18 protein-coding genes are annotated in these 19,216 nt (G+C 36.2%); 13 read left to right on the forward strand and 5 right to left on the reverse strand.

Annotated elements, in window-relative coordinates; translation table 11 throughout:
• Positions 1-139 precede the first annotated feature (139 nt).
• Positions 140-427 carry a hypothetical protein gene (locus tag H4J61_RS00940; protein WP_182182857.1) on the forward strand — a complete coding sequence of 96 codons (288 nt, stop codon included), beginning with the start codon at positions 140-142 and terminating at the stop codon, positions 425-427.
• 580 nt (positions 428-1,007) lie between these two features.
• Here H4J61_RS00940 and H4J61_RS00945 read toward each other — a convergent pair.
• Entirely contained in the window at positions 1,008-1,853 is an 846-nt protein-coding gene (locus H4J61_RS00945; RefSeq protein WP_182182859.1) for a LysR family transcriptional regulator, read from the reverse strand.
• A gap of 136 nt (positions 1,854-1,989) precedes the next feature.
• On the opposite strand from H4J61_RS00945, the gene rimK reads away from it, so the two are divergent.
• Genes rimK through H4J61_RS00965 form a run of 4 tightly spaced genes read left to right on the forward strand, consistent with a single transcriptional unit; the run spans position 1,990 to position 5,268 of the window.
• Positions 1,990-2,895, forward strand: coding sequence for a 30S ribosomal protein S6--L-glutamate ligase (gene rimK, locus H4J61_RS00950; protein WP_182137843.1), 906 nt, complete (start codon positions 1,990-1,992; stop codon positions 2,893-2,895).
• Between the two features lie 8 nt (positions 2,896-2,903).
• Positions 2,904-3,923, forward strand: a complete 1,020-nt coding sequence (locus tag H4J61_RS00955) for a succinylglutamate desuccinylase/aspartoacylase family protein (RefSeq protein WP_182138007.1) — start codon at positions 2,904-2,906, stop codon at positions 3,921-3,923.
• 16 nt (positions 3,924-3,939) lie between these two features.
• The gene (locus tag H4J61_RS00960; RefSeq protein ID WP_182137842.1) at positions 3,940-4,371 is read left to right on the forward strand and encodes an ATP-dependent zinc protease; all 432 of its coding nucleotides are present in this window, start codon (positions 3,940-3,942) and stop codon (positions 4,369-4,371) included.
• A gap of 24 nt (positions 4,372-4,395) precedes the next feature.
• Complete coding sequence (locus H4J61_RS00965) at positions 4,396-5,268, forward strand: mechanosensitive ion channel family protein (protein WP_182137841.1); 873 nt, start codon at positions 4,396-4,398, stop codon at positions 5,266-5,268.
• 328 nt (positions 5,269-5,596) lie between these two features.
• On the opposite strand, the gene H4J61_RS00970 is transcribed toward H4J61_RS00965, so the two are convergent.
• Together H4J61_RS00970 and H4J61_RS00975 are read right to left on the reverse strand one after the other, a co-directional pair.
• Positions 5,597-6,268: a mechanosensitive ion channel domain-containing protein gene (locus H4J61_RS00970; RefSeq protein ID WP_310649826.1), complete on the reverse strand. Its 672-nt coding sequence runs from the start codon at positions 6,266-6,268 to the stop codon at positions 5,597-5,599.
• 258 nt (positions 6,269-6,526) lie between these two features.
• Positions 6,527-7,162, reverse strand: a complete 636-nt coding sequence (locus H4J61_RS00975; RefSeq protein ID WP_182137840.1) for a phospholipid-binding protein MlaC — start codon at positions 7,160-7,162, stop codon at positions 6,527-6,529.
• Between the two features lie 608 nt (positions 7,163-7,770).
• On the opposite strand from H4J61_RS00975, the gene H4J61_RS00980 reads away from it, so the two are divergent.
• The 7 genes from H4J61_RS00980 to H4J61_RS01010 all read left to right on the forward strand — a co-directional run bounded on the left by H4J61_RS00980 (position 7,771) and on the right by H4J61_RS01010 (position 16,234).
• The gene (locus tag H4J61_RS00980; protein ID WP_182182864.1) at positions 7,771-9,543 is read left to right on the forward strand and encodes a CHASE domain-containing protein; all 1,773 of its coding nucleotides are present in this window, start codon (positions 7,771-7,773) and stop codon (positions 9,541-9,543) included.
• Between the two features lie 45 nt (positions 9,544-9,588).
• Positions 9,589-10,014 carry a response regulator gene (locus H4J61_RS00985; protein ID WP_182182866.1) on the forward strand — a complete coding sequence of 142 codons (426 nt, stop codon included), beginning with the start codon at positions 9,589-9,591 and terminating at the stop codon, positions 10,012-10,014.
• A gap of 47 nt (positions 10,015-10,061) precedes the next feature.
• A complete protein-coding gene (locus H4J61_RS00990; RefSeq protein WP_182182868.1) occupies positions 10,062-11,750 on the forward strand; it encodes a GGDEF domain-containing response regulator in 1,689 nt (562 codons plus the stop codon).
• A gap of 196 nt (positions 11,751-11,946) precedes the next feature.
• A complete protein-coding gene (locus tag H4J61_RS00995; protein WP_182137836.1) occupies positions 11,947-12,606 on the forward strand; it encodes a methylamine utilization protein in 660 nt (219 codons plus the stop codon).
• On the forward strand, positions 12,596-14,914 hold the full coding sequence (locus H4J61_RS01000; protein ID WP_182182870.1) for an EAL domain-containing protein: 2,319 nt from the start codon (positions 12,596-12,598) through the stop codon (positions 14,912-14,914). Before H4J61_RS00995 ends, H4J61_RS01000 begins: the two co-directional genes overlap by 11 nt.
• A complete protein-coding gene (locus H4J61_RS01005; RefSeq protein WP_182182872.1) occupies positions 14,907-15,740 on the forward strand; it encodes a DUF3034 family protein in 834 nt (277 codons plus the stop codon). The genes H4J61_RS01000 and H4J61_RS01005 overlap by 8 nt, the downstream gene beginning before the upstream one ends.
• Positions 15,741-15,760: 20 nt before the next feature.
• Positions 15,761-16,234 (forward strand): group 1 truncated hemoglobin, encoded by a 474-nt coding sequence (locus tag H4J61_RS01010; protein ID WP_182182874.1) that lies wholly within the window; start codon positions 15,761-15,763, stop codon positions 16,232-16,234.
• 161 nt (positions 16,235-16,395) lie between these two features.
• On the opposite strand, the gene H4J61_RS01015 is transcribed toward H4J61_RS01010, so the two are convergent.
• Both H4J61_RS01015 and H4J61_RS01020 read right to left on the reverse strand, forming a co-directional pair.
• Positions 16,396-17,253: a mechanosensitive ion channel family protein gene (locus H4J61_RS01015; RefSeq protein ID WP_182182877.1), complete on the reverse strand. Its 858-nt coding sequence runs from the start codon at positions 17,251-17,253 to the stop codon at positions 16,396-16,398.
• Positions 17,254-17,266: 13 nt separating this feature from the next.
• Positions 17,267-18,055, reverse strand: coding sequence for a hypothetical protein (locus tag H4J61_RS01020; RefSeq protein WP_182182879.1), 789 nt, complete (start codon positions 18,053-18,055; stop codon positions 17,267-17,269).
• 224 nt (positions 18,056-18,279) lie between these two features.
• On the opposite strand from H4J61_RS01020, the gene H4J61_RS18025 reads away from it, so the two are divergent.
• Complete coding sequence (locus H4J61_RS18025; protein WP_182182881.1) at positions 18,280-19,143, forward strand: universal stress protein; 864 nt, start codon at positions 18,280-18,282, stop codon at positions 19,141-19,143.
• The last annotated feature ends 73 nt before the right edge of the window (positions 19,144-19,216 follow it).

Consider the following 19,216-nt stretch of genomic DNA (forward strand, 5'->3'; position numbering starts at 1 on the left):
GCAGAAATTGCAGAAACTACAGAAATTAAATAATAAACATTTTTTTATTTTTTTCAACTATAACTTTTACTTCTTAACCACATGTTAATATAATTAACTATTTATTAACCAATTTAACCACTTAATAACAAGGTTTATCATGTTTTATAAATGTATGTTTTATTGCTCAATGTTGTTTATGCTTATTTCATGTGGAAATGACGATAAAGCGCTGTCCTTGCCCCCTGCTGTCGATTTAAATACTGAAACTATTGCTAATAACGTCGGTGATGCTGATATTGGCGGAGCTAACACTGATACTAATGAAAACGATGGATTAACTGACAATGATTTAGATGATTCTGACATCGGCAGAACTAACACTGATACCAGTGAAGATGCTGAATTACCTGACAATGATATAGATGACTCTGATCCGGTTGGTTAATTTGGTGTGATGTTCTAGGCAAAGCACTTAGCTAAGCTCTATGTTACAAGATGATCATTTATCAATATTGACTGATGCGCTATTCAAATGTTTAAGACGACACAGAAGATAGTCAAACTTAATTAATGCACTTGTCTTTAGTATTTATTTTATCGTGTGCAATATCGGACTAGCTCTTAAAAATGACTTTTATTTGAGAACAAATAATTTTTTGACTAAAGATAAACGTTTTTGCCATTCACTCTGCACGATTATTGTTGATATGAAGCTTGTTGTCTTAAGTATAACCGTTGGGTTTACACCATTAATTTTTGCAGTGTTGAATAGCTTTGCCTCAGGCTGCTTTTGAAGGTATATAGACTTTATTAAGTGATGCCCCACTGATTTTAGTAGATTATTTAACCATTATTTCAAAGTAATTAGACCATAAAACTGACTCTATTTTATCCGAGTAAAATACTTTTAGCCTGTCTAGTTCCCTATTAAAAAAACAAACTTATTACCCGTTAAGGGTTAAAGTTGTATTGATTATTCAACCCTTAACGACAAGCTATTAATCTATTTTATAAAGTCGATTGTGCTAAAAATGTATGTTGGGAAATAAACCTATCACTTGCTTAATAACCTCGGTTTTTTGACTTTTCGCTAGGTACACGGCAAATATTTCACGATGATAAACCGGCGCACTTTCAACAACAAACAACTTATTCGCTTCAACATGTTCAAAAGTCATTTGCCGAGGCAAGTGTGCACCTCCCCCCGCTTGTAAAATATAATTTAAGGCGATGCGAGGCTGACTCATAAAGTGTTTTGCGGGTGGAGCATGCTGAAATTCACGCATATGCTGAGTATTTACCGACTCACCATAATCCACCATAATATAATTATCGACATGCGAGCCTTCAATGTGATCAGGGTTTGTGGTTACTAAATGCAGTGGCACTGTGGCTACTTTTTCGGTGACTAAATCTTCGATAAATGGTGGTTCAAATAAAAACGCAAGATCTACCACGCGGCCAATAACATTTTTTCTTAACTCCATGGGCGAATAGGTACTGGTAAATAAACTAACACTGTCTAAATTACGGTGAATTTTCTGCAACCAACCTTGTAAGACAATATCCCAGATAGAGTTTAACGAACCGATGGCAAGTTGCTGCGCGTCGTGCTCGACTACACCGACATCGTGCTTGGTTTTTTGCCACATAAAAAGAATTTCATTGGCATGTTTTATGAGTCGAAGACCTTCAGTTGTCAACTTTAAATGTTTATGGCTACGATCAAACAGCAAAACACCCAGATCATCTTCTAATAACTTTATACGGGCACTGACCGCCGACTGAGTAATAAAAAGATTTTCTGAGGCTATTCTAAAATGTAATGTTCGGCTTACTTCCAAAAATGTTGTTAATAGTTCAAATTTCATAAAACCCTCTTTAATCAAATATTTTGATTAAAGAGGTCAAAATATTGCGTTTTATTATTTTAGGAGCTGACTATACACTCTAGTTCAATATTTACATCACTTTAAATAATAAAAGTGAAATGAACAGGTAGCCTTTATGAAAGTAGCAATATTATCAAGAAATAAAAATCTTTACTCTACAAGACGCTTAAAAGAAGCCGGTGAAGCAATGGGACATGAAGTTGATGTTATTGATACTTTACATTGCTATATGGATATAACCAGTAGCCATTCAGCTGTGCGTTATCACGGTAAAGAACTACCTAAGTATGATGCTATTATTCCTCGTATCGGTGCTTCTGTTACCTTTTATGGCACAGCGGTTGCGCGTCAATTTGAAATGATGGGCACCTTTAATATTAATGAATCTGTTGCTATTAGTCGTTCTCGCGATAAATTGCGCTCATTACAATTATTATCACGTAAAGGTATTGGCTTACCTCGTACCGGCTTTGCCAGTAAACCTGACAATGCCAAAGATTTAATTAAAAATGTTGGTGGCGCACCTGTTGTTATTAAATTATTAGAAGGCACCCAAGGTATTGGTGTTGTATTAGCTGATACCGCAAAAGCCGCGGAGTCAATTATTGAAGCCTTTATGGGTTTAAAAGCTAACATCTTGGTACAAGAATTTGTCAAAGAAGCCGGTGGTGCTGACATTCGTTGTTTAGTTATCGGTGGCAAAGTGGTTGCCGCCATGAAACGACAAGGTGCAGAAGGTGAATTTCGTTCTAACTTACATCGCGGTGGTAGTGCTGAAGTGGTGAAGTTATCAAAAGAAGAACGAGACACAGCAATTAAAGCGGCAAAAGCCATGGGCTTAAATATGTGTGGCGTAGATTTACTGCGTTCCAAAAATGGTCCTATGGTAATGGAAGTAAACTCATCTCCAGGCTTAGAAGGCATAGAAACCGCAACAGGTAAAAACATTGCCGGTATGATTTTTGAATTTTTAGAAAAAAATGCCAAGCCAAACAGCAATAAAACTCGTGGTAAAGGATAAGGGTAATGATGGGTCCATTAAAAATAGGTGAATTTGTGATATTACCTGGTGAACAACGCAAGATAGACTTGCCTGTAGCCAAGTTATATACAGATGCAGACGTTTCTTTACCTGTACATATTATTCGTTCAAAAAAACCTGGGCCTACTATTTTTGTTAGTGCTGCGGTGCATGGTGATGAGTTAAATGGCATTGAAATTATTCGGCGATTAATCAGCGAAAATAAATTTAAAATCACCAAAGGAACCGTAATAGCCGTTCCTATGGTGAACGTTTATGGCGTAGTGAACCAAAGTCGCTACATGCCTGACCGAAGAGATCTTAATCGCTGTTTTCCTGGCTCAGCAAAAGGATCGCTGGCTGGGCGAGTAGCCTATATTTTTCTCAATGAAATTGTTAAACATTGCGATTACGGCATTGATCTTCACACCGGCGCAATTCACCGCTCCAATTTACCACAAATTAGAGCCGATCTATCTTGTGCAGAAACCAAAGAGCTTGCGCAGGTATTTGGCGTTCCTGTGGTATTAAATTCAAATATTATTGATGGTTCATTAAGAGAGGCGGCGGTAAAACATAATACTAAAGTATTGCTTTATGAAGCTGGAGAAGCCTTACGTTTTGATGAGTTTTCAATTCGCGCCGGCATGAGAGGCATTACTAACGTATTAAAGCATTTAGGCATGCGTAAAGCTTCGTCGACGCGCAAAAAAATTATCGCACCCTTTGTTGCTAACAGCAGTCAATGGTTACGCGCTAATGCCAGTGGCATAGTTAATCATCGCGTTCGTTTAGGTGAACAAATAAAAAAAGGTGATGTACTGGCAGAAATTGGCAGTCCGTATGGCGAAATTATTGATGTGGTGAAAGCCAGTAGATCTGGCATATTAATTGGTCAACAAAATATTCCTTTAGTACAAGAAGGTGAAGCTATGTTTCATATTGCCTACTTTGAAGAAGATGACAAACATATATTTGAGCAAATAGAGAGTGCTCAAGACAACCTACTACCAGAGAACAACGTTTAAAATAAGGTAACGTGATATGACCACAAAACAAAAAATAATTATTGGTAGTTTGGAAACTATTACGCTACCTGATTTAGCGATAACAGATATACAGGTGCGCGTTGATACCGGCGCTAAAACCTCTTCTCTACATGTTGATAATATTACAAAATTTAAAAAAAATGGTAAGGTGATGGTGCGATTTGACCTACACCCCGATGTCTATAATGTTGAAAATATGATTTCTTGTGAAGCCCCTATTCATGACATTAGAAGAGTTAAATCTTCAAATGGTACCTCAGAGCAACGCTATGTAATATCAACACCGGTAAAATTAGGTAGTGAACTTTGGCCGATTGAAATAACTTTAACTGACCGCTCAGATATGAGTTACTTAATGTTATTTGGTCGCGAGGCAATTGGTGAAAGGTTTCTTATAGACCCATCAAAAGCCTTTGTAAATTCATAACATACCATTTATTAAGGTTTTAGTATGACTATTGAACAGACTATAGAACAAGCGAAAGTGATACTTTCTCATATCGTTATTACGATATCAGAGCAACCTATCACGATAGGCGATATTCTTTTTATACCCATAATAATTTTTATGGGTATATTGTTAACCAAGTGGCTAATTAAGTTAATCAGTAGTCGTTTAACAACAAAAAAAACTGACCCTAATATTATTCACTTAGTGGAACGCGTTTTATATGTTATCGCGATAACCATTATTATGATCAGCATATTAGACTTTATGAATGTGCCGATTGCTGCTTTTGCTTTTTTGTCTGGCGCCATTGCTATCGGCTTTGGTTTTGGTGCACAAAATATTATTAATAATTTTATTAGTGGCTGGATCCTAATGTGGGAGCGCCCTATTCGTATTGGCGATTTTTTAGAAATTGAAGACTCCAAAGGCCTAGTGGAAGAAATTAACACCCGGTCAACCCGTATAAAGCGAGTAGACGGTGTACATTTATTAATACCTAACAGCAAGTTACTTGAAAACACCGTGGTTAACTGGACCTTAGTAGACCAGTTTGTTAGATGTTCGGTTAAAGTGGGTGTCGCTTATGGCTCGCCAGCCAAAAAAGTTGCGGGCTTGATTATGCAAGCAACCACAGAACAAGCTGAAGCGCTAACAGAGCCTAAACCCTTAGTCACCTTTGACGACTTTGGCGATAATGCCTTAATGTTTGAAGTCACTTTTTGGGTCAACTCAAGAGTGGAAAGTGGTTTAAGAATTGCAAAAAGCAACGTAAGATTTCGTTTGGAAGAATTATTTGAACAAGAGAATATTGTCGTGGCATATCCGCAACGAGACATACACCTTGATGGCTCATTAAAGATAATTAACAGTTAATTATCTTTAATGATAAGCACAGCAATACTACTTTGATTAATATTGTCGCTCAACAACCGACTATTGTAATTAATAACACGGTTACCTTAGTGTAGTTAACGAGCACAAGTGGACAATAACTTAATGAAATTAACGGGTTAATTAGATTACTTTAACACTTACATCAGCTTAATTGATCGGTCAATATTTATAAATGACACGTCAAGCAAGCTGATTTTTTCATATAAAATAAGCTTAAATTCATCATCTAAAAAATAATCACCTTAAAGTTAATCAGTCGCAGATTAACTCAGTTAAGATTAATTCAGTTCAAATTAGATAAGCAGCACTAAACTTTTTTATTTTCAAACCACAGTTTCATAAAATCCGCAGTAAGCTTTTGCTCTATCCCAAGCGCCTTTTCTGTTGGGCAAAAAATAGAAAACACCACCTGTGTATCACCAAGTTCAGAAGTAGCTACTTGAATATGAGGTTTAGGACCAGAAATGCTGATATCTAAACGATTTTCTATTAGTTGATTATAACGCATAGCCACCTCTTTAAATTCAATGCAATATAAATTTGCCTTTTCATAAAGTGTATCAATAAAAATAAAGGGATTAACACTGTCATCACGCACAATGATGAAATGGTGCATCGCATAACGTTTTAAAAAATTCAAGTTCTTAATAACTGAGGTAATTAACTGACTGTTAGGCACATACAAGGTTTTACCTGTATATTGATAATTGTGCTTATCAACTTCTAAAAGCGTTAAATTTGCCCAGTCGTTAGAGTGCACTTCACCATAATAATTTCCTACCTGTATCCAATCACCAATGCGAAAAGGTCGACTGGATAAGATATAAATAAAGCCAATAAAGCATTGAATGAACTCTCTTGTTGCAAATACTATGGCAACAATAAAGGCCGCAATTGAAAAAGCAAACCTTTGAATTTCACTCGACCAAATATTAAAAATAAAAATAATAACTAATAAAGTAAATATATTATTTACCATATTAATTTTTAATCTTTTACTTTTCTTAGACTTTCTTTTTATCAGCTTGATTATTAATGCTTTAGTGGCATAAAAAGCCATAATGAATAGTAGAGTTAATAAGAGTTTATGTTGCAATAAAAATTCAACCATAGAGTCTATATATAAAATAATAATGGCCTTATAATTTTTAGTTACTGATAGTAATGCTTAGTTGATGCTTAATTAGTGCTTAGCGGTGCTTAATAGCTCGTAATCCTTGTTAACTTTTAGCGTTAATTAACCCTCAACGACTTTATGATTAATTTTCTGTAACTGTAGCAAAGTACCTTCTATGCCCAATTTATTAAAACTGGCATTTATTTCTGCTTGTTTTGTTTGCAATAAGCTTATTCCTTCAACCTCAATATCAAAGAAAAGCCAGGCTTGTGTACTTGACTGTAATAATTTAACCACGGCTTTATTGGTTTTAGTGCTGCCAACAATGGTGATATCAACCATCGCCATTTTACCACTTTTAGAGATGGTACTTTCGCCGATATTAATCACTTCATTATCATATTTATTTAATAAATTACTATAAGTATTGATAAGCTGTAACGATAACTCAGCGATAAAAGGCTCTCTGAGTTCTTCAGGAACCTTAGTGAAATTTTTATTCAGGATTTTATAAGTAAAGTATCGGGTATCGACTTCTGGCAATAAATACTTGTTTAACACGTCTTTAATATTAGCCTTGGTTAAGGTCTCAGTTTGCTTTAATTTAATTAGCGAAGCTTCAACCTGACTAAATATCTGCTTTACCTTAGCTTTAGCATCGTCAGGAGATGCAAAAACAGTCGCTGTGATTAACAGCGCCATAGTGAAAATAACAACACTGATTAAATTAGTGTTGTAGGTACGTTTGGTTGTCATTTCATTACTCAATAAATAATATATAAACATAATTATAGTCATTCATATCAAGCTAGCAAGCGCATTAATTTATTCGAACTAATCAAATAAATTAATTAAATTAATTAAACGCTTCGCGGTAACAAAAATATTAACCACTGGTTCTTGTTAAGGTTAAGATGAAGGTTAACAATTAAATAAACTAGGTTATATTTTCTGAAATACACTAAAAATTATTCATTTAAATCCACTATTGATGAACTTTAAATTTACTTCGCCCTTACTAGAATTTGTATAATATTTGCCTAACTCAATAATTGTCTAAAAAAAATACAATTTAGGTTATTAATCACTTTAGCGTCGTAGGTATAGTGGCAATGTTATGGTAATCCTCTCATTTATATATTATCTTAAGGCACAGTTGGCTTTGTTATTGCTTTTATAACACTGACATTTTTTCAGTGTTATGCCTTTAACGTTAACTAATCCCCCTTAAGTGATCATCTTTAGCAAATATTTAAATTTAACATCAGTAAATATTGTTGAGGTATGTGTATTAATTTTTAGCACCAAGGATAGGTCTTAATATTTATCTTAGGTATTTAAAACGACATATCGAGACAAAATTAATGAAAAATAGCGCGATAGCAGTAACGCATACTGATATTAAAAGACAAAAGTTAATTGATGCAAGTCGATTTCACGGTATACATTGGTTAATATTAATACTTTCAGCCATATTAACTATTGGGGCATGGTACATAGCTTCAGCACAGGTTAATAAAAGAGTGGCAGAACGTTTTGAGCGTGAGTCTTTGCACGTTATAGAACTTGTTAAAGAAAGAATGCAGCTATATGAACACGCCTTATGGGGAGCTGTCGCTCATGTTGATGCCAGCGAAGGTGATATTACTGACCAGCAATGGGAAAACTATAGCAATAGCTTACGAATAGACCAAACCTACCCTGGCATCAATGGCCTAGGGTTAATTTATAATGTTAAGTTTGACCAACATAATAGCTTTCTTCTACAGCAGCAAAAAAGCCGACCAAATTTTAGTATCCACCCTTTATATGCCAATCATGAACTTTGGCCAATTACCTTTATTGAGCCGTACTTAACAAATAAAAAGGCTGTGGGTTTAAATGTAGCTTTTGAAAAAAATAGATACTTGGGTGTCAAAAAAGCCAGAGATACAGGTTTAGCACAATTAACCGGACCCATTACCCTAGTACAAGACGAGAAACAAACGCCTGGGTTTCTTTTTTATGCCCCTTTCTATAAAAAAGGTATGCCGCACAACTCAGTAAATACTCGCCAAGAGTCAATACAAGGCGTGGCCTATGCGCCTTTTATTATGTCTAAACTTATTTCCGGCACCTTAGCTGTTGAACAACGCCATGTTTCATTACATATTAGCGACGATGGTAAGTCATTGTATAATGATATAAATAATGTCGACAGTATTGAAATAGACGCTAATCCACTCTTTATTAAGCATATCGATGTTAATTTCTATGGCCGAGAATGGAAGTTTATTGTGAGTTCAAATTTATTCTTTCGAGAGGCTTCAGGTTCGAATCAACCGTATTTCATATTAGCGGGTGGTATTATCATTGACCTTTTGATACTTGCCTTGTTTATTGTACTTTCAAGAGCAAACAAGCAAGCATTAATCTATGCTGACGATATGACACGAGAACTAAAAATTGGCACTCAACGTCTGATTAGTTCAAACCAAGATCTTGAACAGTTTGCTTATGTAGCTTCACATGATTTGAAATCACCTTTAAATGCCATAAAAAAATTAGCTAGTTGGATCACAGAGGATTGTGAAAGCCTATTACCTGAAAGCTCCAAAAAACATTTAACATTGCTTCAAAGCCGCAGTGACAGAATGAATAGGTTATTGGACGATTTACTCGACTACTCTCGTATTGGCCGACATGAATATAAACCTCAAGAACTTGATTTAGCAATAATAGCTAACGAGATTTTTAGTCTATTAGATCACCCAACAGGCTTTAAGTTGTCGGTAGAAAAGCAGACCTTACTTTTGCCTAGAACGCCAATAGAAATTATACTACGCAATCTTCTTTCAAATGCCGTAAAACATCACGATAAACCCACGGGTCACATTAAAATATTGTATAAAACAATTAATAAAATGCACCATATTAGTGTACAAGATGACGGCCCGGGTATTCCACGAGAATTATTTGATAAAGCGTTAGAGATGTTCCAAACTTTACGGCCCAGAGATAAAGTTGAAGGTAGTGGTATGGGCTTGTCATTATCAAAGAAAACCATTGAATATTACGGCGGTAGTTTAACGATTGACTCCGATGGTATTACAGGCACCACAATAGTGCTTTTATGGCCCATTACAACAAAAATATAGCAACTCAATACTGGCATTAAATAAGATAAACGGATAACTGAATAAATGACTGAACAACAAAAAGAAGTAACGCTGTTATTAATTGAAGATGACGATGTCGATGCTATGTCTATAACGCGTGCCTTTGACAAATTGTGCCTAGGTAACACCATTATTAGAGCAACTGATGGCTTACACGGTTTAGAGTTACTGCGCAGCGGTGCTGTACCCTCTCCTTATATTATATTGCTTGATTTACAGATGCCGCGTTTAAATGGCTTAGAGTTTTTAGAAGAAATCCGTCAAGACCCACGATTAGACAAGAGTATTGTTTTTGTTTTAACCACATCAAAATCAGATAAAGATATTACCGCCAGCTACCAACAAAATATCGCGGGTTACTTTATTAAAGATCAAGTAGGTGACGGTTTCTTAGACATTGTAAAGGTGCTCAAAGGCTATTGGAAAATAGTTCTTTTCCCAGGAAGTTAAAAAAATTAGTAGTATTTTTACCGTGATGATCACGAAAAGGATAAAATTTGAATATTTTGATTGTTGACGACGACGTTGTCGATCGCGAACACCTTGTAAGAACATTAAATAAAGCTAATAGCTACTGTCATATTGTTGAAACTGAGTCAGTAGATGAAGGCTTAGCAGCCTTCAAAGCTGAAAAATTTGATGTGGTGTTATTAGATTACCGCATGCCCAAACGTGACGGTATTGAATTATTACTAGAGTTACGCAGCGCTTTAGTAAATCAATCTGTTGCCATTATTATGTTGAGTAATTCTGAAGAGTCAGATTTAGCGTTAGAATGCATAAAAAATGGTGCTCAAGATTTTTTACTTAAATCAGAGGTCACTTCATCAAGGTTACAACGTGCAATACTACAATCTCAAACACGCTTTGAATTAGAGAAAAAACTTTATAAAAGTTACCAAGAAGCAAGAGAGCTAGCAGAACATGACTCATTAACTGGTTTAGCTAATCGTTACGCATTTGAAGAGGCATTACGTTTAAACATTACACAACAACCTCGTGATGACGCTAAATTAGCCTTAATATTATTCGACCTTGATAAGTTCAAGTTCATTAACGATAGCCATGGTCATGATATTGGCGATCTATTGTTAAAACAAGTATCCAATAGAGTCTACAAGTGCCTGCGTGAAAATGAATTATTTGCGCGTGTAGGTGGAGACGAATTTGCTATTATATTAAGCCACTTAAAATCTGTAGACAATGCAACTAGAGTAACCCAACGAATATTAAATTGTTTTGATGAGGCATTTAATATCTTAGGTATAGAAATAAAAATGGGCGCAAGTATTGGTATTGCCATATTCCCTGACAATAGTATCAGCGCTACTGAATTACTTAAATATGCCGACATTGCCATGTATCGCGCAAAAAAATTGGGTCGAAATCAAATATGCTATTTTGAAAAAAAAATGCAAGAGCAATTTTTACAACAATACCAAATTGAAGCTAATTTAGTTGGTGCTTTAGAGCGCGATGAATTTATATTACATTACCAACCTATAGTTGACACAGTCACATTACAAGTTATCGGCTTTGAAGCATTAATACGCTGGAACTTTCAAAACACCTTGCACTTTCCAGATAGTTTTATACCTATCGCTGAGTCTTCTCGTGCCATTATTGATATTGGTCGCTGGGTGATAGCCCAAGCCATATATCAAATATCAACATGGAATTTACAAAGCGACAAAGCATTATCCATTGCCATTAATTTATCAAGCGTACAATTGGCTGATAGAACATTGATCAGTTTCATCAAAAGCCTAATAGAAAAATATCAGGTACCACCAGCATTGATAGAATTTGAACTCACTGAAACGGCTTTACTTGACAACAGTAGTCAAGCGATTGCGGTTATCGAATCAATTAGCCAGTTAGGCTGCCATATTGCATTAGATGATTTTGGCACTGGGTTTTCGTCAGTATCACATTTACAAAATTTCCCCATTAATACCGTTAAAATTGACAAGTCGTTAATGCTTGCCTCCCATGAGCCAAAAACACGAGCCTTAGTAGATGGCCTTACCGCTATGCTGCATTCTTTAGGGTTAAATATTGTCGCAGAGGGTATTGAAGATGAAAATAATTTACGTTTATGCCAACAACTTAATATTCAGCGCATACAAGGCTACTTTTTTTCTAAACCGTTAAGTACTGCATGCATTGAGAAGAAATATCTCTAATGCATTTCACTGCCCTACTCACGGTACCGTTTTATTTAAGCGCTCTGGTTTTGATATTTAGTTTGCAATTACGTGGCCAAAAACTTAATCTGATTTTAAGATATAGCTAGGTTAAGTCACTGATTTTATTTTGCAATAAGTCTGCTCAATCAGCGTTCTTATTGATACTTTACCTAAATAGTTTTAAAAGGAAATTATGATAAATCGTCTTTTAAATACCTCAAGCATTGTTATTACGCTTTTAGTACTTTGTACGCAAGCAAGCGCCGAGTCTTTTCTAGTGCAAGATCAACATGGCTTGCCACTTAAAAATGCAGTATTGGAGTTCTCTGTAACCAATCCTGCTGCTGAGGCTGTGTCACCACCAAATACTTTGATTATGGATCAGGTTGATAAACTTTTTAAACCCGAGGTGTTAGTTATCCATCAAGGTGACTATGTTAATTTCCCCAATAGTGACAACATCAGGCATCATGTTTACTCGTTTTCATCGGTAAAACCTTTTGAATTAAAACTTTACTCAGGAAAATCTAAAGCACCATTACAGTTTGATGTTGCCGGCGTGGCTGTATTAGGCTGCAACATACACGACTCCATGATTGGTTATATTTATATTGCTAGCTCAACGCAGGTATTAATGACTAACGAGCAAGGCATAGCAAGATTAGCAGATACGGTTGCATACGATAGCGTTAATGTTTGGCATGCAAGTTCAGTGACTCGCTTAACAAATATGAGTTATGAAGATTTGTCTAAAAGCAAAAATAATAATGGCGCATTGGTGATTAATTTAGTTGTTGAAGCGCCTGAGCCACGCAATACCTTTCAAAGTATCTTCAAAAAAAATGGCCAGTAAACTTACTCTACGTAAACAAATCACTTTTCTAGGTGTGTCACTGGTTGTTTTAACGGTGGCCAGTTTATTAGCCGTGTCTTTATGGAAAACCATATCGTCACATAACCTACAAATAAATCAACGTATTACCAGTGCTGAAAACGTATTAATAGAGTATTTACAAGCCAAAGAAGAATTACTGCTGACGGCGTCAAAAGTGCTGACGGCAGACTTCGGTTTTAAGCAAGCGGTTGCCTCACGTGATCAGGCCACTATTGCTAGCGTATTACAAAACCATGGTTCTCGAATTAATGCGAGTTTAATGGTGCTAAGTGATTTAAATGGTGAAATTATTTCTTCAAGTAATAACCAACTTACCTTTGACTCGACCTTAAGCCAAAGCTTAATGGCCATAAAACAAAACTTGAATAAAACTCAGTTAATGCTGCTTGGTGGTAATTTATACCAACTCATTGTTTTGCCTGTTGAAGCACCCAGAACCATTGCCTACTCTGTCATAGGTTTCCAAATAGATCAGGCCTTCGTTAATGAGTTAAAAAGGCTAATGACGGTTGAAGTTAGCTTTATTTATAACGATGCACTGATTATATCGACTTTGCAAAATATCGATGCCAGCCATAAAGAACATTTTAAGAAAACCAATAACTCGTGGTTACTCTTTGAAAGAAAGCTTTATGAGAACAAGCTGATAACATTTACTGATTCGCAAAATCATGAATACATTGCACAATTGTCTGTAGATTTATCTCCAAGCTATATAGACCTTGATAAATTAGTCGCTATTACACTGTTAATTTCGCTTTTGATCATTGGCATTACCGCCATTGTTTGTAGTTTTATTGCCAGAAGCCTCACTAAACCTCTGCAGCAACTTACGCAATTAAGCCATGACTTTGCTCGCGGTAAATATGAGCATAACAGTATGATGTCAGACGGTGGTGTAGAAGTGCTCCGGCTTTACACCAGCTTTATTCAAATGGGTAAAAAAATTGAACAACGTGAAATTAAAATTAATTATCAGGCAAAACATGACGCGTTAACCAATGTTTATAATCGCACTACTTTTCTTGAACTGCTGGCAGAAAAAATCGCCTTACATGATCATAACACTGACGGTTCATTATTGCTGATGGCAATAAACGTACGCAATTTTAAACGCATAAACGATAGTTTAGGCTCAAGCACTGGTGATCTTACCCTTAGGTCTGTTGTCGAAAGGATTAAAGCCATTTATCCAGAACAAACATTAATGGTAGGACGATTTTCAGGCACTGAATTTTGGGTGGTTATTAACCTAAAAAACAATGAAAGTTATGAGGATATTATTGAACATTTTTTACCGCATTTAAGAGCACCGTTAAAAGTTAATAAACTCTGGTTGAATTTAAATTATTGTCTTGGCACTTGTCTTTTCCCCGAGCAAAGTAGCGATGTAAAAGCAGTAGTGCGAAGAACGACTATTGCTTTGGAAGCTGCAAAAACAGAAAATGCAACGCTAAGAGCTTACCAAAGTGGTGAAGATGAAGCCTATTTAGAAAGGTTAAATTTACTTGAAGAACTCAGAGAAACATTAACACGTGATGATGGCGAGTTGTTCATGCTTTATCAACCCAAGCTCAATTTAGAAAATGGAAAAATAGAAAAAGTAGAGTCATTAATTCGTTGGATAAAACCGAATGGACAATTTGTCTCTCCTGAGTTATTTATTGATTTAGCTGAGCAATCGGGGCTTATTATTAAATTAACCCACTGGGTCATAGATACGGTATTTAAGCAGCAACAAGAGTGGCAAGCTAAAAACCTTAAGCTTAAGGTTGCCATCAATATATCAGCGCAGGACATGATCCATACTGATTTTATTGACTTTGTTTTTGAAAAAATTTCACAATACCATGTCGATCCTAAACTTGTTACCTTAGAAATAACTGAACGAGATATTATGACTAATGAAGATTTAGTGATTAGTCGACTCACACAGTTAAAGCAGACCGGTATACAAATCTCTGTTGATGACTACGGTATTGGTGAATCATCTTTAGGTAAATTAAAGCAATTACCCATTGATGAGTTAAAAATAGATAAAGCCTTTATACTTGAATTAGACACATCAGAAAAAGACCAATACATTGTTCAATCTACCATAGAGTTGAGCCACCAATTAGGTTTTAGTGTGGTTGCTGAAGGTGTAGAAAATAAAGCGTCTCTAGATATGCTCAAAGCGATGAAATGTAACCATGCACAAGGTTACTTTATTTCACGTCCCATTAAATCAGCTGAATTACTAATATGGTTAAATGCCTATGAATAAAATATCACCCTTACTTTATGGCTGTTTTCTTGCGCTTTGCTCTGCCAACTGCTCAGCTGAAGGTAAAATATTAGCCACGCCAGGGGTTTCTCAAATTGAAGGCTCTGGCGGCGGTGGCATTGTACCTTGGGCGCAGTTAGCCGGCTATGCGACTGAAGAAAGTATCTCGGTCAGTGCGGCATGTAGTCGAGTTACTGTTAAAGACTTTTCTTTAGATAGCTGTGCTGTACAGGCAAATTTATATGACAAAATAGAACTGTCGTATGCTAAACAAAACTTTGAAGTAACCCCGCTTAAACTGAATTTAAAGCAAAACATTATTGGAGCAAAAATTAATTTATTTGGCGATTTAGTCTATTCGACTATGCCGCAAGTGAGTTTAGGCATTCAATCAAAAAAATTAAAAACCAGTGATGTCGCATTTTCATTAGGTGCAAAAAAAGATACTGGCACTGATGTTTACATAGCTGCAAGTAAACTGCACCTCGGCTTTATTAACGGTTACAACTGGTTATGGAACGTTACCGCCAGACATACTAAAAGCAATCAACTAGGCTTGCTGGGTTTTGGTGGTGCTCATGAAAAGAAAAAAATTCAATTAGAAGTTTCAAGCGCTATTTTACTTAACCGACACTTAGCCCTTGGTGTCGAATTTAGGCAAAAACCTGATAACTTAAATTTGGGTGAAGACCACTGGAAAGATATTTTCATTGCCTGGTTTCCCAATAAACATCTTAGCGTGACATTGGCCTATGTTGACTTAGGTAGTATTGCCGCCATTGACAAACAAACCGGTTGGTATTTATCAACTATGTGGTATTTATAATGAAAAATGGAATAGTGAATATGACAAAATCAATAATATTACTGCTATTAATGAGTTGTTTAGCTTGCTCTTCGCCTAGCGGGAATATTGATAGCCATAGTGATAGCCACATTGATAGTAATAATCATGCACAGACCGAGCCCAGCCTTTATCAAGAAATGGGTGAAAAACCAGCACTTGATAACATCATTGATAATTTAATTAATATTATTGGTCAAGATGATGTGGTGTTTGCTCATTTTGCTCAAAGTAATGTCACCCGTTTTAAAGACCAACTCACGGTGTTTTTGTGCCATTTAGCTGACGGTCCTTGTCAATACAAAGGTGACAGTATGAAAGATATTCATCAAGGCATGTATATCAATAAAAACGAATTTAATCATTTTGTTGAGCTTTTTATTGAGGCTATGGATGCTGCAGATATTAGCTACCCAATCCAAAACAAATTATTAGCGCGACTTGCGCCACTCAGAAAAACCATCATTAAAATATAACGATTTGCTGTCAGTACACTGTCAGTAAACTTGGGGCTAAAGCTGCTAGCATACAAGCTAATTAAAAAACAGTGTCGGTTACATGCTCAAGTTTAGCGGTTTAAACCAGTAACTTTAGTGCTTGTTAAAACTTTATATGCTCAGTTAAACCAGCGGCTAAATTACTTATCGTTTTTGTCACTGTCATTGTTAGTAGATGAAAGTGGAAAAGGGCTTGTCGCCGTACCCGCATATAAACTTACGTGTGGAAAAGGTATTTCAATTCCTTGCTGATCAAACGCGTTTTTAATCTCTATATACATGCTATTTCTCAAGGTTAGAAAATTCTCTCGTATCGCCCACACTGAAAACTGAATATCAATAGAAGAGCTACCAAAGCCAGTTATGATAAAAACTGGCGCCGGCTCTTCTAAACAAATTAAATTTTTCGCCGCAATATCCATCAATATATTACGTACTTTTTCAATGTCTTCTTTATAGGCAATACCAATGATTAAATCAGCGCGCCTAATCGGATATTTGGTCAGTGTGGTGACCGCGCTTTTTATCATACTCTCATTGGGAATACGGACAAACAAGTTGTCAAAGGTACGTAGTTTAACTGAGAGTAAATCAATCGATATAACTTCGCCAGTAATGTCATTGACACGGATAACATCAGTAATAGAAAAGGGCCGTTCAATCATCAAAAATAAGCCACTAATTAAGTTTGATGCTGACGTTTGAGAAGCAAACCCTAAGGCAACAGTAAAAATACCCGCAGCGCCGAGTAAAATACTGAGATCAATACCGATATTATCTAAGGCTGAAATAGTAACTAAAATTAGAATACCGTAAAAAATAGTTCTTTTAAGGAATAACTGCCCATGAGCCGTCATTTTATGCTGACATACTTTGACGATAGCACTGCTGATTAAGCGCGCGATGATAAAACCAATAATAAACAATAAAGTAGCCTGAATAAAAGCAAATAAATGCGAGGCTTTTAGAAGGTCGATAAACGCTATGATGTCTTTCACAAAATCTCTCTTTTTAAGCAAACAAGCTACTAATACTGCGTATGAGTATACTTTGTTCGGTTGCGATTCTTGGGCCACTAATTAACACCGGCGATAAGGCTTCAACTGGCGCTTGCTTATCAAGATGCAGTTCAACATTAGCACTATCACCATCTCGATGCACCGAAATGCCCGTGGTCCAAAGTTGATGTTCTTCATCAGCGTATAAATGCAACAAGGTCACCGGGACATTAATGCGCTCTATGGTTAACGCCTTGCTATGGTTATTAATCACCGTAATTGGGGTTATTGCGCGATGTGGCCGTTTGTCTATATTATTAAGCTGAATACGGGCCTCAGTATATTTTGCGTAACATATTTGCCCTTCTCTTGTTGATGGACCAAACCAAGAGTCAGACGGTCGCCAAAAAGGTAAATCAAGTAAGCATTCACCTTTAGGTAATAATTGAGCCGAGAACCAAATAGGCGTGCTAACGTATAACCGTGATTTCTCACCCGCAAGTAAAGTTAAGGGTGTATCTGGGCGCGCCACTACGGCTCGGTCTGCTAGTAAAGGTAATACCCGTACGTTTTGAGACGTGCTTTGTTGCAAATATCGGCCGAATTTTGCTTCACCAATCGCGTAATTTTCATCGCCATTGCCAACAACCATTAGCTCGTTGTTATCAGTATCTGTTTCTAGATTCCAACTGTTCCATTCATTGTCTAAGCGTTTAAGAATGATGGCTCTCTCACCCAGTCGCCAGCAGCGTTGTTGTTGAAGGTCAAAAGTAAACTCGCCCCACCATGGATTATTCAGCATTTTAATTTTCTCTGTTTTATTTGCCTGTTATCTAATTTCAAAGTAGCTAATTTTAAAGTACCTAACAGCTTGTGAAACTGTATAAATTTAGCTTACTTTTCAATTAATAATTTCTTTCCATATTGATAGATTATGCTATCTTAAGTCACTTGTGTATAGACAAAATTCCGCATATATATTGGCGTTTACTGCGGTTAATTATCAACCACTTCAAGGAGGGTATCATGACAACATTACACATTGTTTTGTCTGATTTGGAAATCACTCATACCATTTTTTCTAAGATAAGCCTACTGCAAAATAAATTTTCAGCGAATGTTGTTTGGTATTTACATCATCATCAGCGCTTTTTTGATCGCCGTTATTTTTCAAATGAACTCGCCGCAATGTCAGGTAACTTACAGGCAAATCATCAAAACAAAATTGACCAAATTGAATTAAAAATTAAGCAGCACTGCCCAAAGAGCAAGGTGCATATCTGTAAAGAAAAATACTGGTCAAAGCAAGTAAATAACGAGGCTAATACACTAGATCCTGTCGTTATTATTCGCTCAAAATCTGGCCTTACCTCGGCTGACAATCAATATATTAGTAACAATCAAAATACAGTATTTATATTAAACCAAGAAAAATGGTTATCTGATGGTAAAGCCATCGGGGCAATTGACCCATTTCATGAAGATGACAGCGACAACAAGTCTGATCGTAAAGTTTATCTCTTTATGCGCCAGTGGTGCACACCCGCAGAGCAAACAGAGGCCTTTTTATTACACGTTATTCACATTCCACCTTTGGCGATTGAATACGAAAAAAAAATTGAGGCCTTGCACAAAGAGCAAATATATCGTTTCGCTGAACAAGTAAAATGCGCAAAAAAATTGTTAACCTTTGTTCGTGGTACACCAGAGCATGCTTTGCTCACTTACGTTGACGATAATAAAATAGACGTAATCGTACTCGGCTGTAGAAAGCACAGCTTATTTGACAAGTGGCTCAATGGCTCAACAATTTCAGCACTTATTAGCCATCAAAATAGTGGCTTGCTAAGTAACTGTAAGAACCTTTATCACCAAGAAAAGCGACACTAACTGATGGCTCTTGTATATTTGGATTGGCTAAGGTTTGCAGGTAAGCCTGCTGATTAAGCACGGAATCTTCAAT

Origin of the sequence: Colwellia sp. MB3u-4 (assembly GCF_014077065.1) — a bacterium.
Classification (GTDB): Bacteria; Pseudomonadota; Gammaproteobacteria; order Enterobacterales; family Alteromonadaceae; genus Cognaticolwellia.

Bases quoted from the DNA above. Each gene is read 5' to 3' on its own strand.
- H4J61_RS01005 (WP_182182872.1), top strand. From the start codon at position 14,907: ATGAATAAAATATCACCCTTACTTTATGGCTGTTTTCTTGCGCTTTGC.
- H4J61_RS01020 (WP_182182879.1), bottom strand. From the start codon at position 18,055: ATGCTGAATAATCCATGGTGGGGCGAGTTTACTTTTGACCTTCAACAA.
- H4J61_RS00945 (WP_182182859.1), bottom strand. From the start codon at position 1,853: ATGAAATTTGAACTATTAACAACATTTTTGGAAGTAAGCCGAACATTA.
- H4J61_RS00960 (WP_182137842.1), top strand. From the start codon at position 3,940: ATGACCACAAAACAAAAAATAATTATTGGTAGTTTGGAAACTATTACG.
- H4J61_RS00955 (WP_182138007.1), top strand. From the start codon at position 2,904: ATGGGTCCATTAAAAATAGGTGAATTTGTGATATTACCTGGTGAACAA.
- H4J61_RS00980 (WP_182182864.1), top strand. From the start codon at position 7,771: ATGAAAAATAGCGCGATAGCAGTAACGCATACTGATATTAAAAGACAA.
- H4J61_RS00985 (WP_182182866.1), top strand. From the start codon at position 9,589: ATGACTGAACAACAAAAAGAAGTAACGCTGTTATTAATTGAAGATGAC.
- rimK (WP_182137843.1), top strand. From the start codon at position 1,990: ATGAAAGTAGCAATATTATCAAGAAATAAAAATCTTTACTCTACAAGA.
- H4J61_RS01000 (WP_182182870.1), top strand. From the start codon at position 12,596: ATGGCCAGTAAACTTACTCTACGTAAACAAATCACTTTTCTAGGTGTG.
- H4J61_RS01010 (WP_182182874.1), top strand. From the start codon at position 15,761: ATGACAAAATCAATAATATTACTGCTATTAATGAGTTGTTTAGCTTGC.
- H4J61_RS00970 (WP_310649826.1), bottom strand. From the start codon at position 6,268: ATGGTAAATAATATATTTACTTTATTAGTTATTATTTTTATTTTTAAT.
- H4J61_RS00995 (WP_182137836.1), top strand. From the start codon at position 11,947: ATGATAAATCGTCTTTTAAATACCTCAAGCATTGTTATTACGCTTTTA.
- H4J61_RS00940 (WP_182182857.1), top strand. From the start codon at position 140: ATGTTTTATAAATGTATGTTTTATTGCTCAATGTTGTTTATGCTTATT.
- H4J61_RS00965 (WP_182137841.1), top strand. From the start codon at position 4,396: ATGACTATTGAACAGACTATAGAACAAGCGAAAGTGATACTTTCTCAT.
- H4J61_RS18025 (WP_182182881.1), top strand. From the start codon at position 18,280: ATGACAACATTACACATTGTTTTGTCTGATTTGGAAATCACTCATACC.
- H4J61_RS00975 (WP_182137840.1), bottom strand. From the start codon at position 7,162: ATGACAACCAAACGTACCTACAACACTAATTTAATCAGTGTTGTTATT.